Source organism: Chloroflexota bacterium, assembly GCA_014360805.1.
GTDB lineage: Bacteria > Chloroflexota > Anaerolineae > DTLA01 > DTLA01 > DTLA01.
The window spans coordinates 1-16,692 of sequence record JACIWU010000021.1 but is presented as its reverse complement, the minus strand read 5'-3'; the positions used below and the strand labels follow the sequence as shown (position 1 = coordinate 16,692).

The window sequence follows — 16,692 nt, the reverse complement described above, 5'->3', positions numbered from 1 at the left end:
CGGATAACGATACGATTCAGCGAACGTAGCGGGTTACCCGCACCAGCGTGAACTGCCGGTCGTCGGTCGGCGTCCAGCCTTCGGCCAGCGCGCTGCGCACCAGCCCCCGCGCGTCCCACAGGTGCGCCTCCGACTCCACGAGCCAGACCCTTCGCTTGTCCTGCAATGCTTGGTTTAGGGCGCGGGCGATGGTGTCGGCGTCCTGCCCGGAGTTGGCATAGGGCGCGGGGATGCCCTCGTAGGCGCGGGCGCAGTAGTAGGCAAACACCGGCCCCACGTGCGGGATGAGGAAGATGACGGCATCGTCGGCGGACAGGCGCGGGCAGACGTGCTCCGCGGCGGCGCGCATGTCGGGCTTGATGGGTTGCGTCGCCTGCACCCACACGCCGCGCGCCGACACGACGAGGATCGCCGCCGCGGCCGCGACCCCCAGCCAACGGGCGCGGCGCAGCAGAGCGTCCAACCCCGTCGCCACCAGCAGCAGGAACGCCGGCAGCGTGGTGATGAGATACCGTTCTACGAACAGCGGCGACCGAAGCGAAATGCCAAACAGCAGGGCGAAGGGCACGGCCCACCACAGCGTGCAGGCGAGAACCGGCAACCGCGATGAGTCGCCGTCCGCAGCCGCCGAACGCGAGAATCCCCACGCCGCCAGCAGACACAGCAGGAACGGCACCAGCGCCCAGAACAAGTCCAGCGGTCGCACGCCCTCGCTGAAGCCGAACACGACGCTCGCCACCGCCTGGCTCAAGGGCACGAAGGGATGGCCCGTGCGGAACCCGGACAGGAGCGCGGGCACCTGCCAGGCGGCGAACGCCAGGCAGGGCACGCCCACCACCGCCAGACTCGCCGCATACGCCTTCAATCGGGGCCTCCACCGCCGCAGCCCGGCGAGAAAAACCAGCGCGAACGTCGGAATCAGCAAGACGGCCAGATAGTGGACGAACAGCGAGGCGGTCGTGAGGAGCACGTACCCTGCCCAGGCCCACCAGGGGCCGCCCTCCAGGCCCCACCACAGCAGGGCGAAACTGCCCGCCGCCAGGAGCGCCACCCAGGCGTACATCTTGCCCTCTTGGGAATACCACACCGCGTAAGGGGCCACGGCGGTCAGGCCCGCAGCCAGCCACCCCACCCGACGGCCGAACAGCCGCGCCCCCAGGTGGAACATGAGCGGGACAAGCGCCGCGCCGGCCACCGCGGAGAACGCGCGCAGGGCGACCTCGCCTTCGCCGAACCACGCCAGCCAGGGGCGGAGGGCCAGGTAGTAGAGCGGGCCGTTCTCGCCCGGCGTGAGGAACATGCGGGCCAGGCCGCCGATGGGCTGCGTGGCGAAGCGGATGGCATCCGCCTCGTCGCGCCACAGGCTTTGGAACCCAATGCGCGCCATGCGGACGGCAAAGGCGGCGATGGTCAGCGCCGCCAGCCACAGGCTCCCGCTTCTTGAGAAACGCGCCGTTCGCGCCACCGTTCTGGCTCACATGCGCCAGAGCGCGCCTTCGGTCGGCGCGCTCTGGTTGGAGATTCGCCGCGCAGCGAGGCTATTCTTCCGCGTTGGGCTTCTTGGGCGAGATCGCGATCACGACGAACAGCCCGACGATCACCAGCCCGACGATGATCCACAGCACGGGCGTGGGGCCTCCGGCGGTGGGCTGTGGGGCGACGGTTGGGGCCGGGGTGATGGGCACCGGCGTGAACGTCGGCAACTCCGGCGTCGGAGGTGGCGGGACTGTGGGCTGGCCCGGCGTTGTGGGCAGCGCCGGCGGCAATTCCCCAGGCGTGGGGAACGGCGTCGGCTCCACGTAGATGACGGTCGGCGTGCGGACTACAGTCGGCTCCTCCGTAACCACGGGCGTGTCGGTGGGGCTTGGCCCTGGGGGCGAGATGGGCGACTGGAACAGCATGGAGGCCCCCGCGCTGCCCAGACTGCCCGCCAGGAGCGCCGCAAGGATCACCGCGCACGCCAGGAGCATCCAGGCGGATACAGGTTCCGGCAACTTGCGCTTGAGCAGGTTCATCGTTTCCCTCCGTGAAGCCCGGGCAACGCCCAGGGATCAGACCAGTCTTTCGCGCACGATGGCGCTCACGTAGTCCATGATGGCCACGACCAGGGCAATAGCCCAGACCGCCGTGGCCGCCTGCCGATACTGGAGCAGGTTGATCCACTGGATCAGCAGGAAGCCGATACCGCCGCCGCCCACCAACCCGATGACCGTGCTCATGCGCACGTTGATGTCCCAGCGGTAGATGGTGAATGCGATGAACGGCGGGATCATCTGCGGTACAACGGCATAGGCGATGGTCTGGACACGGTCTGCGCCGGTGGCGGTAACCGCCTCAATCGGGCCAGGGTCTATGCTTTCAATCGCCTCGGAGTACAACTTGGCCAGAGCCGCGACGGTGTGCAGCGTAAGGGCAAGCACGCCCGCGAACGGGCCGATGCCCACCCACACGACGAAAATCAGCGCCCAGATGAGCGGCTCAATGGAGCGCATGATGTTCATGACGGTGCGCGTGATGTAGTAGATGGTCGCGCTGATGGGATTGTGGATCATCAAGTTGCGCGCGCTCAGGAAACTGATGGGGATGGCGATGATGACGCCCAGCGTGGTAGCCATCAGCGCCAGGAATATGGTCTCAATCATCTTGTCAATGACCATGCGGAGGGTTACCGTCGCCCTCCAGGGCCCGGCAGGCACCGAGATGACCGCTTCCACTTCGTGGATTTCGTAGTCGGTGCCACGCGCGTTGGGCACGTTGAAGGTGTACTCAAACTTCCCGTCGGCGTCGGTCTGGATACCGCGGATACGATCCTTCATCCCGATGGGATCCACCCAGAACAAAAGACCCTTGGCGTTGGGCGCGAAGTTCTCGCCCCGAATGGCGATGAGGTCGCCGCGCTCGCCGCAGGTCCCGCCGCGCGTGATGATGAGGCTGGGCTTGCCTGGCACCACCTCGGACGGAGCGGGCGGTGTGCCCGAGCAGGGAATCTGATACTTGGCGCGGGCGATCTGGTCGGTGGGCGTCCGCTCAAACAAGTCCGGCGTAACCAGATCCACAAACAGGGGCTTGGCCCGAGGCGCGTCCCGCACCAGGGCGTCCAAGTCAATCTTGGTGATCACCCAGCCGGTGGTGTAGGAGAGGATGAGTATGGCCAGCGCCACCGCGCCCCACGAGCGGGTGTACCACGGGCGGGGCCGCACCCGGAGATCCACCACCTGGCGGTATTCCGGCAAGGAGACTTCAACCCCCGCAATCCGGTCAACCAGGGTGCGCCCCTTGGGGTCCACCAGCGCCCATAGGAACAGCACCAGCAGCGGCAGCGTTACCAGCGTCCACGTTTCAAAGCGGGGGTTGTGGGTATGCAGCCACCACAGTGCGATGTACGCGGGGACCATGCCGACGGCGTTCAACAGGGCGTGGAGCAGCCGCCTGAAAAGGGATACCTCCTTGCTCCCGTTTCGGCTGTACTCAATGTTACCCACACGCCCGCCGAGCGACCGCCCCAGGCTGCCCCAGAAGAGGGCCACCACAATCGCAACCGAAATGACGATGGCCCACGGCACGTACAGCACGGGCTGGCCCGTGCTTGCTTTCACGGCTTCCTTGTACTTCGGCAACTGGAGCACCAACAGCCGAACGGATGCGTACAAATAGCAGAGGGCCAAAACATCGGTGAGAAGTCCGGTCAGGCGATGCCGGGCCACCCTGAATCGGCTGACGCCACGCGTGACGATGATCTTGTCGCCGCGACGCAGGACCTCGTTCTGGTTTTCGCTCATCGTTGCTCTCCCCGTGCGAGAATGGACATCAGGCGATCTCCACTTCTATGGCCTCTTCGCCGTAGATTTCCTGGAAGCGTTGGTGGTCAATGTCTTTGGGCAGGCCGTCAAAGACGATCTCCCCGGCCTTGAGGGCGATGATGCGCGAACCGTAGCGGCGCGCCAGGCTCAGAAAATGGAGACTGCACAGGACGGTAATGCCGTCCTCCTTGTTGAGTTGCTCCAGGTACTTGAGCACCGAGTGCGAGGTGGCGGGGTCCAGGCTGGCCACCGGTTCGTCGGCCAGCATGAGTTTGGGCGCCTGCATGAGGGCGCGCGCGATGCCCACACGCTGCTGCTGGCCCCCGCTCAACGAATCGGCGCGGTTGTACGCCTTCTCGCTGATGCCCACGCGTTCCAGGCTCGCCAGGGCGCGCTGGCGGTCCTCCCTGCTGAACTGCCCCAGGATGCTGGCCCACGTATTCACGTAGCCCAGGCGGCCCGACAGCACGTTGGTCATCACCGAGGATCGCTTGACCAGGTTGAATTGCTGGAAGATCATGCCGATGTTGCGGCGAATCTCCCGCAGTTCTTTCGGCGAAGCCGCCGTGATGTCCACCCCGTTCCAGATGACCTTGCCGCTGGTAGGCTCCACCAGGCGATTGATGCAGCGCAACAGCGTGGACTTTCCGGACCCGCTCAGGCCGATCAGGATGACGAATTCGCCGTCCTTGACGGTGAAACTGACGTCGTGAAGCGCACGGGTTCCGTCTTCGTAGATTTTTGTCAGGTGCTGGATTTCAAGCACATGCCCCTCCTGGAAAGGAATCCGAGAATCGGCTGCTGCTATCGGATAATACACCATTTTGGCACGGCCCGCAACACGATGGCCGCTCTGCGCCCCTACTCTTTGTGTAAGAAAAGTATCCCACACGGAGACACCAAGGCACAAAGAGGTTTTCTCCGTGCCTTTACCCCTTTGTGTCTTTGCGCCTTTGTGTGAGAACAATATCCCACACGGAGACGCAAAGACACAAAGGGAGCGTAGGGCAGGTTCCCATACCTGCCCCCTGTAACCGCGAATAACGCGAATCTGCGCGAATATACAACAGGGCGTAGTCCCCGGCGGCTATTCCGACGAGTCATCCGTGGATGACCCCGGCCCGCGCCACACCTGACGTGCGACGCACCTCCGAGGTGCGTCGCGCATAACCTATCCACAAATAACACGAATCTACGCGAATAGGCGCGAGTTCACTTCGCGGCTTCGCCCCTCGCATGACGGACGCCGACACCTGGAACCGGATCGCTGCGCGGGGCGCAGGGTCAGAACTGCTGGAGGATGACCGGCTCGGCGGCGAGCCGCTCGGCCACCTGGGCGAACGCCTGCGAGACGCTGGCCGTCGGCTGGGCCAGCACGACCGGGCTGCCCAGGCGCGCGGCGCTGGCGCATTCCTCCGGCGCGCTAGGAATCACCCCCAAGAGGCCCAGTTCCAGGAAGTTGGAAATCTGCAGCGCCGACATCTCCGTGGATGCGCGCGCGCGATGGACAATGAGCGCCCCGATGTTGCTGGGAGCAACCCCAAACCCTTTGAGCAGAATCAGCAGCATCTTGGCGGCAGCCAGGGATGTGGGATCCTGCTCCGTAACCAGCGCGACGAAATCGCTGCGCTCCACCGCCTCGCGCCACGCAGGCGAGAAGGACACCGGCAGGTCCAACACCACCATCTCCGAAGAATGGCGCAGCGCGTCCAGGGTGGAGGAAACCATTGCTGGCGTCAGTTCCAGGTACTCTTCCGGCTGCTGGGGGCCGGCCAGGACCTTCAACCCGCTGGCGTGCGACATCAACGCGCCAATGATCTCCCGCCCGGTGCGGGTGTCGCGCTCGCGGAACAGGCGCCCCAGCGACACGCGCGGCCGAATGTTCAACTGTAGACACGCCGTTCCGAACGTAGTGCGAAACTCGGCCAGCACAACGTTGTGGCCGCCCTTGGCCAGGAGGACCGCTGCATTCACCGCTGCCGTCGTCGTGCCGACACCGCCTTTTGCGCCTACGAAGGCGAACACCCGCGCCTCCCGCGCCTCGGCGTAGGAAGCGCGGGCAAGGAGCGCCGCGACGCGCGCCACCAGTTCGCTCGGGTCAGCCGGCTTCACCAGGTAGTCGTCGGCGCCCGCGCGGAACCCGGCCACCTTGTCCGCCACCTGGCCCTTGGCCGTCAGCATGAGCACGGGCAGCCTGCGCGTTACGGGGTCGGCCCGCAACCTGCGGCAGACCTCAAATCCGTCCAGGTCCGGCATCATGATGTCCAGAATAACGAGGTCCGGGTGCAACTGGCGCGCTTGGGCCAGGCCGTCCAGCCCGCTGGCAGCCGTCAGGACATCGTATCCTTCCTGTTGCAGGCTGTAACCGATCAGCCGAAGCGCGGTGGGGTCATCATCTACCACAAGAATCCGCTTGGCCATCTGGTCATCCTCCTCACGAGCCTTTCGCGTCGCCGTCGTCGGCGGGGTCTTCCTGTACCGGCAGGGCAAAGGTGAACGTGCTACCCTTGCCCAGTTCGCTCTCGGCCCAGATGCGGCCGCCAAGATGCTCAATGATCTGCTTCGCGATGTACAGGCCCAGACCCGCGCCGCCCGAGGAACGGGTTTGCGAGGGCTCGGCCTGGAAGAATTTGTCAAAGACGTGAGGCAGGCTTTGGGAAGGGATGCCTGCCCCCTGATCCTCCACCTGTACCCAGACCTCTCCCGGCTTGGGCAAGCCGCGAACGATGGCCGCACCGCCCGATTTGCTGAACTTGATCGCGTTGCTGATCAGGTTCGCCATCACCTGCTTCAGCCGCACGAAATCCCCGATGACCTCCGGCAGCGGCTCCGCGATCTCCACGCGCAACGCCACGCCGGCATTGGCAGCCATCCCCTCGGCATCGGCCACCGCCTGCCGAATCAGGTCCTCCACGGGAACGCGCTCGCGCTTGAGCAGGAAATTCCCCTGCTCCAACTTGGATGTGTCCAGGATGTCTTCCACCAATTTGGTCAGGTGATCCGTCTGGTCGCGGATAATGGTCAAGAACTCGGTACGGACCTTGGGGTCCTCGGCTTTGCCGTGCAGGAGCAGTTCTATGAACCCCTTGATGTAGAACAGGGGAGTGCGCAACTCGTGCGAGACGATAGAGACAAAATCAGACTTCATGCGCTCCAGTTCGCGCTCGCGGGTGATGTCCCGCACCAGGCGCACCTGCCCCAAGGGGTTGTGGGCCAAGTCCTGCAATTGCGTGGTGTAGACCATGACCACGCGGTTCAGGGGGGCCGACAGGCTGACCTCTCTCCGCACCACCGCGGGCAAACCTGTGGCGTCCGCGTCGTTGGAGGCCATAGCCTGCAACTGCTCCAGCAGATCCGCGGACGGTGCGCCGATTTCCCAGAGCGCGGCCAACCCAGGGTCGGGCAATCCGCGAAAGTCGTGGATGCTGCGGCCCAGCAGGTCTTCGTGCAGGATGTTCAGGATATTGCGCAAGGCGGGATTGCACACCGAGATGCGGTCCTGCCTGTCCAGTACGAGGACGCCGTCGGCCATGTTCTGGATGATGGCTTCGGTGTGCTGGCGGCGGGTTACCGATTCCTCAAACAGTTTTGCGTTCTGCACCGCCACGGCGATCTGGCGCGCAGAGGCCGAGAGGAGCGACGCATCCGGCTCCTCAGCGCCGCCGGCGATGATCAGCACGCCCTCCGCCTCGGCCTTGCTGATGAGGCCGGTGAGCCATGCCGAGTCCGCGCCCGCGGCCACCACAGCCTTGCGCAGGTCGTCGGGCAGCACCTCCAGCGCCGCCCGCGCAGGCCCCGGCGCGGAGATTTCCAGCACGGACGCATCCAGAGACGGCGGCCACAGGTCGGCCACGGCCTTGTTCTGGGCCACCACCGCAGCAGGCCACAACGAGCCGTCGCGCAGGAGATAGACGGCCCCCAGGGGCGACCTCACTGCCGCGACCAGTTCCGCCAATGCCCCCTGGAGCGTATCCTCTAGCGACAGCGATTCGGCGAGGATGGCGCCCAGGCGGTTCAGCGCCGCCAGTTCGGCGTTGCGCCGCTGGAGTTCGGCGGTGCGCTCCCGAACCTGGCGCTCCAGGTCTTCCTGGTAGCGGCGTTTCTGTTCCTCCAGTTCACGCCGCGCGTCCAGGAGTTCTTTCTCTTTGATGGCGCGACTGACCGACTGGCGCAGGATGTCCAGGGTGAAGGGTTTGGCGATGTAATCGTAGGCGCCGTGTCGGAGGCTTTCGCGCGCGCTTTGAATGTCGGGCGCGCCGGTGATAATGATCACGGGGGCGTCCACGCCTTGCTCTTTGAGGTACTTGAGGATGTCCAGGCCGCTGACTTTGGGAAGGAGCACGTCCAGAATGATGGTGTCGGGGGGGAAGGAAGGGAGAATCTGCGTAACCTCGTCAAAACTGCCCACAGCCTGAACCGTGTAGCCCTCTCTGGTGAGGATGGTGGACAGCGTAATTCGGATGCTTTCCTCATCGTCCACGACCAGAATACGCTTCACGACTGCACACCTCAAGCGCTCAACGGCAACTTCACCTCAAACGCGAACCCGCCATCGGTCGGACGAAGGTCCAGGGTGCCGCCCAGACGGGCAACGTGCGCCCTTGCCGCGGCGTACAGCATCGCCTCGCGGCACAGCGGCGCGCCGTCGGTCTCCGCCCGACGGAGTTGCCCCATGAACCAGGCGGGGGGCGAGGCATCGGCGCAGGCATCCACCACCACGCGGACGGCAGCGTTCTCCCCGAGGCGCATCGGCTCCGCGCTAACCCGCAGCGCACGGAACGACTCGGCCGGCGACTGGAGCAGCCCAGAGCGCGCCGCCAGGATCAGCCCGAGCCACGTGAGCAGAAGTCGGGCGCTGTCCGCGACGACGCGCGCATCGGCGATGTCCAGGCGACGCTCAAAGGCAATGCCATCCTTCTCCAACCGCCGCTGCACCAGCGCGCACGCCGCTTCCAAACTGACACGGATATCCTCGCTGACCGGGACATACGCGGCTTCGTGCGAGATCATCAGCAAGTGGTTGGCCAGATTGCTGATGCGCTTGGCCTGATCCAGGGATTTCTGCAGGTAGGCCCCTGCCTCGCTCCAGGAGGGGAGATCCATCTGCGCCAGTTCGGTGTAACTCATGACGCCGGTTACCGCGTTGTTGATGTCGTGGGCGACCATGGCGGCAACTTCGCCCGCGCAGGTGAGTTGCGCCCAACGAAGGAACCGCTCGTGCTCTGCTGTGTCGTCGTATGGTTCCATGGCTCTACCGCTTACCTCTCTGAGGGCTATGCCGGCGATGGAGACGCCGACTTGCGTCGCTGATCCAGCCGCCGCCACACCCACTTGGTGAGTTCGGCCACGATGGCCGGGACAAACACCAGTGGCAGGATGACCTCCCATTCGCGCAGGGTCAGGAACGTGGTGTCAAATATCGGATCCAGGAACGGCACGTAGATGATGAGCATGATGATCGCCAACGACGCCAGCACGGCCCACTGCATGAAGCGGTTGCTCCAGATGCCAATGGAGATCAGCGGGTGCCGCTCGGAGCGAGACGTGTAGGCGCGGAGCAGTTCCGAGATGCTGAGGGTTGCGAATGCCATCGTGCGTGCGTGGACTTCGGTGCCGCCAAACCACATGCGCCCGATGAGGAACGCAGCCAGCGTGGCGGCGGCAATGGCGATGCTCTGGGTGATGATCCCGATGACCATCGGACGGTTGATGATGGGCTCGTTGACGGGGCGCGGCGGGCGGTCCATGATGTCCGGATCGCCCTTCTCCAGGCCCAGCGCCAGGGCTGGGGCGCCGTCGGTAACCAGGTTGAGCACGAGCAGTTGAATCGCACTCAGGGGCAGCCCCCAGTTGAAGATGGTCGCCAGGAAGACCACGAGGATTTCGCCCACGTTGCACGAGAGAAGGTAGTACACGAACTTGCGGATGTTGGAGTAGATGATGCGGCCTTCCTCTATGGCCGCTACGATGCTGGCGTAGTTGTCGTCGGTGAGCACCATGTCGGCGGTCTCTTTGGAGACGTCGGTGCCGGTGATGCCCATGGCCACGCCGATGTCCGCGCGCTTGAGGGCCGGCGCGTCATTCACGCCGTCGCCGGTCATGGCGACAATGTGCCCCCGATTCTTGAGGGCCTCCACAATGCGCACCTTGTGATGTGGGGAGACACGGGCGAAGACGTCAATCTCGTTCACGATCTCCGACAGTTCCTCGTCCGACATCTGCTCCAGTTCCACGCCGGTAACCAGTTGGCGGCCGGGGGTGAGCAAGTCCAACTGCCGCGCGATGGCCATGGCCGTGCGGTCGTGGTCGCCGGTGATCATCACCGTCTTCAGGCCGGCGTTGCGGGCCAATGCGATGGCGTCCTTGACCTCTGCCCGGGCGGGGTCTATCATGCCCACGAGGCCCAGGAACGTCATGTTCCGCTCCACTTCGTGCATGCGGTCTTCGGGCGGGATGGCGTCCAAATGCCGGCGGGCCACGCCGAGGATGCGAAGGGCGTCGCTGGCCATTTGCTCCTGGATGCGCAGGATTCGCTCGCGGGCCTGGTCGGTCATCGGGTACACCTGGCCGTCCTGCTCGTAGGTGTCGCAGAGATAGACGATGATGTCGCCAGCGCCCTTGGTAAACGCCACATAGCCGTTGGCGTCCTTGTGGATGGTGGTCATGCGCTTGCGGTCGGAATCAAAGGGGATTTCGGCCACGCGGGGGTACTGCTCTTCCAGGTCGCTTTTCCAAAGCCCGGCCTTGGCCGCGGCCACAACCAGCGCGCCCTCGGTGGGGTCGCCCACCATGCGGTATGTCTGCTGGCCCGTCTCACCGGTGCCGCTGGTCTCCAGCCGCGAATCGTTGCACAGCGCCGCGGCGAGCAGCACATCGCGCACCCCGCCGGGCCGCCGCACGTCCACCTCATGCCCGTTCTGCCGAAACTCGCCCCTGGGGTCGTACCCCTCGCCGGTTACGGTGATGAGTTCGCCGTCGCTATAGACGCGCACCACGGTCATCTCGTTCTTGGTGAGCGTGCCCGTCTTGTCGGAGCAGATGGTTGTGGCGCTGCCCAGCGTCTCCACGGCGGGGAGTTTGCGGAGCAGGGCGTGCCGCCGCACCATGCGCTGCAACCCCAGCGCCAGGCAGATGGTAACGACAGCGGGCAGGCCCTCGGGCACGGCGGCGATGGCCAGGCTGATGGCGGTGATGAACATAGTCAGCGGGGGGATGCCCCGTGCCACGCCCACGCCAAACACGATGGCGCACACCACAAGGGCCGCGATGCCCAGCCACTTCCCCAGTTGATCCAGTTTGATTTGGAGCGGCGTCGGCTCCTCCTCAAAACTCTGGATCATGTCGGCGATGAGGCCGATTTCCGTGTGCATGCCCGTGGCGACCACGATGCCTCGCCCGCGCCCGTAGGTTACCAGAGTGCCCATGTAGGCCGAGTTGTCGCGGTCGCCGAGCGCCAGGCCCCGGTCCAGGACGACTTCGGCGTGCTTGGCCGCGGGCGTGGACTCGCCGGTGAGCGAAGCCTCGTCTATGCGCAGGTTGACGCTCTCCACCAAGCGCAGGTCGGCGGGGACGTAATTGCCCGCCTCCAGCACCACCAGGTCGCCGGGCACCAACTCTCGGGCGGGGATGGTAATGAGCCGCCCCCCGCGGATGACGTGCGCCTCGGGCGCCGCCATGCGCTTCAGGGCCGTGAGCGCCTCCTCGGCGCGGGACTCCTGGATCACGCCCAGCACGGCGTTGAGCACCACGATGGCCATGATGGCCGCCGCGTCCACGTACTCGCCGATGAAAATGGAGATAAGGCTGGCTACAATGAGGATGATCACCAGAAAACTGGTGAGTTGATCCCACAGGCGCTTCCAGAAACTGGGGCGGGGCTTCTCGGAAAGTTCGTTGTACCCGCACTCCTTGAGGCGGGCCGCCGCCACTTCAGGCGACAGGCCCGAGGAGAGGCTTGTCCCCAGCGCATCGGCCACAGCGCCGATGGGTTGCGCATGCCAAATCGGCGTGCCGCTGGGTTCGCACGCAGTCTCGTTATTCGCTGTCATCTATCCGACTCCCGTTGCCCTCGCTTGCGGGGCGGTTGTGGTTTCGTGCGGGTTGCAGATCTGCGCGACGGCTGACGCCGCCTCTTCGCATACCCCGGCGCTCCGGCGGCGCGGGCAGCCCCGCCGCGCATATCCCATTATACGTTAGCGGGCGCGGTTGGCAAGTTCGCCATCGGCCAGGCAGTGTACATTCGGTAGAAATTGGTCAGACCGATGAGCGACAGCATGAAATGCATTGAGTAGGGCAGGTTTCCATGCCTGCCCCCTGTTTGCGGCGGCTATGGAAAGCCGCCCTACGTGTTTTGGCGTTGTGCCGCCGACCCATTGCGAGCGCAGAGGCTGGTCTCCACACCTGCACCCGCCGTCTTTAGCCCGGGTGGCGCAATTCCCACCGAACAAGATACACTACCATCGGCCAGGACGCGGTCCCGAAGTTTGCGGATACCCGTCATGCGAGGGCGCGCCGCTGAATCCCGAGGCCCTACGGGTTTTCCAGCGGGGCAAGTTCCGCCAGCCTGGACCAATCGTAGTTCTCGCGCCACAGGAAGTAGGCGCCAAGGACGAAGATGGGAACGTACACCAGGGCATGAAGCACGATCCCGCAGGCCAGCGCCAGCGCGGGATCCACCCCGTAGAGGCCCAACGTGAGGACGCAGAGGTAGTGGAACACCCCGATTCGCCCGGGCGATGACGGGACGATGATCCCGATGTTCAGGATGGCCAGCAGGAGTGGCGCCGCCGTCCACGGCAGGCGCAGCCCAAACGCCCAGAAAGCCAGCAGGTTGGTAAGAATCATGAGCGCCCAATTGCCTGCCGACCAGCCCCAAAGGACCAGGTTCATCCGCAAACTCTTGAGCGGCCGGAGGCTCAAGGCAGCGCGCTGCAGCGCAGCCATCACCCCCATGCGTCCTAGCCAGGAGTCCGGCCCGGCCACCCGCACCACCCAGGCGGGCAGGCGGCTCTCCCACCGCGACAGCACCGTCATGGCCGCCAGCAGCGCCACCATCCCCCCGCTCACGACAAGCGACGACCCCTTGACCCAAGACGGGAACGGCATGAAGATTGACGTTACCAGCACGACCAGCAGCAGCATGAGGCTGTCCAGCGCCTTTTCAAGCACCACGGTGCCGAGCGCGTAGGCGGCGCTGATGGCCTCAATCCGCGCCAGCAGGTAGGCCCGCGCGATCTCGCCCAGGCGCGCAGGCACGGCCGCATTGACCATCTGGCCAATGTAGATGACACGCAGCAGTTTTCCGAACCGCCGCGCCCCGTGCTCCGGGTAGAACAGCGCCTTCCAGCGGGCGGCTTTCACCACCTGCGTTGCCAGAAACGCCCCGAGCGCCGCGCTCACCAGCCACGGGTTCGCCTGCCGCAGGGCGTTCCACACTTCGCGCAGGTGCACCTGCCTGAAGGCCAGCCACAGGAACAGCAGGCTCAACAGCGTGCCCAGGATCAGCGTGATGGTTCGTCGCATGTGGTTCGGCTTCGCGGTGCGAATGGTTCCCTCCTCGCGCTCCGTGCGTCTTGGGTGCGCAACAGCGACGCATTCTACCTTCGGGCCACGCGGGTGTCAAAAGCACCGGAACGCGCCACGGCCCGATTTGACAGAAGCCGTCGCCTGCGATACCCTCACCTACCACTTGGAGGCAGGAGGCCATGAGGTCATCTACCCACAGACGGTTGCTGGTTGCGTCAATCCTTTGCATCACGCTGCTTGCCTCTTGCAGTGCGGCATCCCGACCGTCGGCGACGCCGACGCCCTGGCCCACCCCCACGGCGACGGCCACGCAGGCCCCGCCCACAGCCACACCTGCCCCCACGTGCGCGCCGTGCCCGTCGCCCATCCCCACGGCCACGCCCTTGCCCACGCCCACGCCAACGCCGTGGCCCACGCCCGACGGCATCGCCCGCACCGCCTACGTGCCCATCCTCATGTACCACTACATCTCCGTCCCGCCGCGCGGCGCGGATGCGATCCGCCGCGACCTGTCGGTGCCGCCCGCAGCCTTTGAGCAGCAACTGCGCTACCTCAAGGAGAACGGCTACCAGTCCATCAGCCTGCACGACCTGAACCGCCACCTGCAACGGGGCGACCCGCTGCCCCCCAAGCCCGTCATCCTCACGTTTGACGACGGATACCGCGACAACTTTGAGTATGCGTTCCCGCTGCTGATGAAATACGGGTTCACGGGGACGTTCTTCCTGGTAACGGAACCGATTGATCGGGGCGACGAGGCCTATCTGACCTGGCCGCAGGTGATGGTGATGAGCCAGATGGGCATGGACATGGAGCCGCACACCTACACCCATGCCGACCTCACCAACAAGCCGGTGGACTACATCGTGTGGCAGGTGATCGGCTCCAAGGAGGCCATTGAGGAGCGCACCGGCAAGACGTGCCGCTTCTTCGCCTATCCGTCGGGGCAATACGACCAGAACGTCGTGGACGTGCTGAAGTCGGCCTACTTCTGGGGCGCCGTGGTGTCGCAAGCGGGCGCGACGCACACTTCCGACGGCATGTTCCAACTGCGGCGGGTTCGGATTCGCGGCTCGGACACATTGGAGCAATTCGCCCAGAAGTTGACCTGGAATTGGTGAGATGTTCTTTGACGCGCTCACGCTGGCGGCCGTGGTGCAGGAGATTCGGGCGCGCGCGTTGGGTGGGCGAGTCCAATCCGTGGTGCAACCCGACGCCCTGACCGTGGCCCTGGAACTGTACGCGGGGCAGGCCCGCCACGACCTGGTGCTCTCGGCACAGCCCTTCCATCCGCGCGTCCACTTCGCCGCCGAGAAGCCCCGGCGCGGCACGGAAACACCTTCTCCCCTGTTGCTCCAGATGCGCAAACTCCTGGTCGGCGCGCGGCTGGCCGACGTGCATCAGCCCGCCTTGGAGCGCATCCTGCACCTGCGGTTTGAGCGCGCGGGCGAATCCCTCACCCTCATCGCCGAGATCATGGGCAAGCATAGCAACATCGTCCTGGTCTCCTCCGATGGCGTGATTCTGGAATGCGTCAAGCGCGTGGGGCCGGATGTGAATCGCTATCGGGTGGTGCTGCCCAACCGCGCCTACGTGCCCCCGCCCGCGCAGAACCGAGTCCCCCTGCCCGAATGGAGCGAGGAGCGACTGGCGCGGCTGCTCCGGGAACGCGCCGACATGCCAACAGAGCGGGCGCTCGTGGGCGCGGTGCAGGGGCTTAGCCCGCTGGCGGCGCGCGAGGCGTTGGCGCGGGCGGGCAGCGCGGACCCGCAGCGCATCCTGCGTGAACTCGCCAACCTGTTCGCCCCGCTGGAGACCGGCCGCTGGGCACCGAGCGTGGGCATCCAGGCCGAAACCATCGTCGCTTACGCCCCCTACGCACTCACCCACCTGGGCGAGTGGCAGCCCGCGCTATCCATGAGCCAGGCGATTGAGACGTACCGCGCCGCCCGGGAGACGGCCGACCCGTATGCGGCGGCGCGGGCGTCCGTGCGCAGCCTCCTCGCCGACGCCGCCCAGGCGCTCGCCCGACGCCGGCAGGCGCTGGAGCGCGAAGCGATGTCGCCGGACGAGATCAACCGCCTGCTGGAGTGCGGCCAGGTTCTGCTCAACCACTTGGGCGAAATCCGCAAGGGGCAGACCCGCGTTACCCTGCCTGGGCTGTCCGGCCAGGAGATGACCATTGACTTGAACCCCGACGAGACGCCCTTGGAGAATGCGCAGCGCTACTTCAAAGCGTACCACAAAGCGCGCAGCGCATCCGAGGAAGTGCCGCGCCGCCTGGAATCGCTGGCGGCAGAGGAAGCCTACCTGACCCAATTGAGCGCCGACCTGGCGCTTGCCTCGTCGCGGCCGGAGATAGAGGAGGTGGCGGCGGCCCTCGCCGAGGCCGGATATGCCCGCGATCGCCCGACGCCGCGTTCCCGACCGCGCCCCGCAAGGCCGATGACCTTCCGCTCGCCAGACGGTTTCACGGTGCTGGTGGGGCGCAACAGCCGCCAGAACGACGAGGTTACGTTCAAGATGGCCTCGCCGGAGGATGTGTGGCTTCACGTGCGCGGGGTGGCTGGGGCGCACGTGATCATCCGCGGCGGCGGGCGCGCCGTGTCGGAGCCTGCGCTGACCTTCGCGGCGCGACTGGCGGCCTACTACTCGGCCGCGCGGGGCGAGCCGTCGGCCCAGGTGGACTGGACGCTGCGGAAGCATGTGCGGCGGATGCCCGGCGGTAGGCCCGGCCTGGTAACGTACTCCCATGAGCAGACGCTTGTAGTGCCGGCGTCTCTGCCGGAGGACGCAGCCGAAGTCTCGCCCTAGCCGGCTCGGTTCTGCTTTGCGTTGGTGAGCAAGGAGCGACGCGCTTCCGGAAGTGCACTGCACCTGTACCCTGCCGCGACCAACAGAGGTCGGAACCGAGTCCTGTACCCCGGAAAAGCAAAGCACACCCATATCGCAGGGTGTGCTCCCCGATGAACGGCGCGATGTACGTTGCGGTCAGCGCCAGGGCGCTCGGCTATTCTACCTTGATCTGGGTTCTCTTCCTGGGGGTCTCCTCGGTGCGCTCAATGGCAGCGTCAATGAGACTGCGGTAGGCCAGGAGCGCCTCTTTCCGCGCGGCCCTGATGTGCTTGTGGAACTCTTCCGGGAAGAGGGTCTTCCGGCTTCGCCGAATGCCCCGGATGCCCTCGCGCACCCAGTCCTCAAACACGAATTCCTTCTCTTTCGCTTCTGTCATGGCACCCACCTCCATGCTGTTCAGGCACCTTACCGACGGTTCTATTGTACTCCAAAAGTCCGTTTTGCGCAAGGGCCGGCGGCTATCCACGAATCACACGAATCCACGCGAAGTACTACGCCCGACGCTGAAGCA

The 16,692-nt window shown here is 65.5% G+C and carries 12 protein-coding genes; 2 read left to right on the top strand and 10 right to left on the bottom strand.

Annotated elements, in window-relative coordinates; translation table 11 throughout:
• Window positions 1-16 precede the first annotated feature (16 nt).
• From H5T65_05360 to H5T65_05320, 9 genes are all read right to left on the bottom strand, one after another.
• On the bottom strand, window positions 17-1,465 hold the full coding sequence (locus H5T65_05360; protein ID MBC7258654.1) for a glycosyltransferase family 39 protein: 1,449 nt from the start codon (window positions 1,463-1,465) through the stop codon (window positions 17-19).
• Between the two features lie 73 nt (window positions 1,466-1,538).
• Window positions 1,539-2,015: a hypothetical protein gene (locus H5T65_05355; protein MBC7258653.1), complete on the bottom strand. Its 477-nt coding sequence runs from the start codon at window positions 2,013-2,015 to the stop codon at window positions 1,539-1,541.
• 36 nt (window positions 2,016-2,051) lie between these two features.
• Window positions 2,052-3,779, bottom strand: coding sequence for a phosphonate ABC transporter, permease protein PhnE (gene phnE / locus H5T65_05350; GenBank protein MBC7258652.1), 1,728 nt, complete (start codon window positions 3,777-3,779; stop codon window positions 2,052-2,054).
• A gap of 28 nt (window positions 3,780-3,807) precedes the next feature.
• On the bottom strand, window positions 3,808-4,566 hold the full coding sequence (gene phnC, locus H5T65_05345) for a phosphonate ABC transporter ATP-binding protein (GenBank protein MBC7258651.1): 759 nt from the start codon (window positions 4,564-4,566) through the stop codon (window positions 3,808-3,810).
• Between the two features lie 518 nt (window positions 4,567-5,084).
• A complete protein-coding gene (locus H5T65_05340; protein MBC7258650.1) occupies window positions 5,085-6,221 on the bottom strand; it encodes a response regulator in 1,137 nt (378 codons plus the stop codon).
• Between the two features lie 13 nt (window positions 6,222-6,234).
• Window positions 6,235-8,298, bottom strand: a complete 2,064-nt coding sequence (locus tag H5T65_05335; protein MBC7258649.1) for a response regulator — start codon at window positions 8,296-8,298, stop codon at window positions 6,235-6,237.
• Between the two features lie 11 nt (window positions 8,299-8,309).
• Complete coding sequence (locus tag H5T65_05330) at window positions 8,310-9,047, bottom strand: hypothetical protein (protein MBC7258648.1); 738 nt, start codon at window positions 9,045-9,047, stop codon at window positions 8,310-8,312.
• A gap of 26 nt (window positions 9,048-9,073) precedes the next feature.
• A complete protein-coding gene (locus tag H5T65_05325) occupies window positions 9,074-11,848 on the bottom strand; it encodes a cation-translocating P-type ATPase (protein ID MBC7258647.1) in 2,775 nt (924 codons plus the stop codon).
• Between the two features lie 481 nt (window positions 11,849-12,329).
• A complete protein-coding gene (locus tag H5T65_05320; protein ID MBC7258646.1) occupies window positions 12,330-13,322 on the bottom strand; it encodes a flippase-like domain-containing protein in 993 nt (330 codons plus the stop codon).
• 182 nt (window positions 13,323-13,504) lie between these two features.
• Between H5T65_05320 and H5T65_05315 the strand changes: the two genes are divergently transcribed.
• Together H5T65_05315 and H5T65_05310 are read left to right on the top strand one after the other, a co-directional pair.
• Window positions 13,505-14,446 (top strand): polysaccharide deacetylase family protein, encoded by a 942-nt coding sequence (locus H5T65_05315; GenBank protein MBC7258645.1) that lies wholly within the window; start codon window positions 13,505-13,507, stop codon window positions 14,444-14,446.
• Between the two features lies 1 nt (window position 14,447).
• Window positions 14,448-16,139, top strand: a complete 1,692-nt coding sequence (locus H5T65_05310) for an NFACT family protein (GenBank protein MBC7258644.1) — start codon at window positions 14,448-14,450, stop codon at window positions 16,137-16,139.
• Window positions 16,140-16,335: 196 nt separating this feature from the next.
• On the opposite strand, the gene H5T65_05305 is transcribed toward H5T65_05310, so the two are convergent.
• Window positions 16,336-16,557, bottom strand: coding sequence for a hypothetical protein (locus tag H5T65_05305; GenBank protein ID MBC7258643.1), 222 nt, complete (start codon window positions 16,555-16,557; stop codon window positions 16,336-16,338).
• Window positions 16,558-16,692 lie beyond the last annotated feature (135 nt).

Excerpts from the sequence above, each read along its gene's own strand:
- H5T65_05355 (MBC7258653.1), bottom strand. The coding sequence starts at position 2,015 with ATGAACCTGCTCAAGCGCAAGTTGCCGGAACCTGTATCCGCCTGGATG.
- phnE (MBC7258652.1), bottom strand. The coding sequence starts at position 3,779 with ATGAGCGAAAACCAGAACGAGGTCCTGCGTCGCGGCGACAAGATCATC.
- H5T65_05340 (MBC7258650.1), bottom strand. The coding sequence starts at position 6,221 with ATGGCCAAGCGGATTCTTGTGGTAGATGATGACCCCACCGCGCTTCGG.
- H5T65_05330 (MBC7258648.1), bottom strand. The coding sequence starts at position 9,047 with ATGGAACCATACGACGACACAGCAGAGCACGAGCGGTTCCTTCGTTGG.
- H5T65_05325 (MBC7258647.1), bottom strand. The coding sequence starts at position 11,848 with ATGACAGCGAATAACGAGACTGCGTGCGAACCCAGCGGCACGCCGATT.
- H5T65_05320 (MBC7258646.1), bottom strand. The coding sequence starts at position 13,322 with ATGCGACGAACCATCACGCTGATCCTGGGCACGCTGTTGAGCCTGCTG.
- H5T65_05315 (MBC7258645.1), top strand. The coding sequence starts at position 13,505 with ATGAGGTCATCTACCCACAGACGGTTGCTGGTTGCGTCAATCCTTTGC.
- H5T65_05310 (MBC7258644.1), top strand. The coding sequence starts at position 14,448 with ATGTTCTTTGACGCGCTCACGCTGGCGGCCGTGGTGCAGGAGATTCGG.
- H5T65_05305 (MBC7258643.1), bottom strand. The coding sequence starts at position 16,557 with ATGACAGAAGCGAAAGAGAAGGAATTCGTGTTTGAGGACTGGGTGCGC.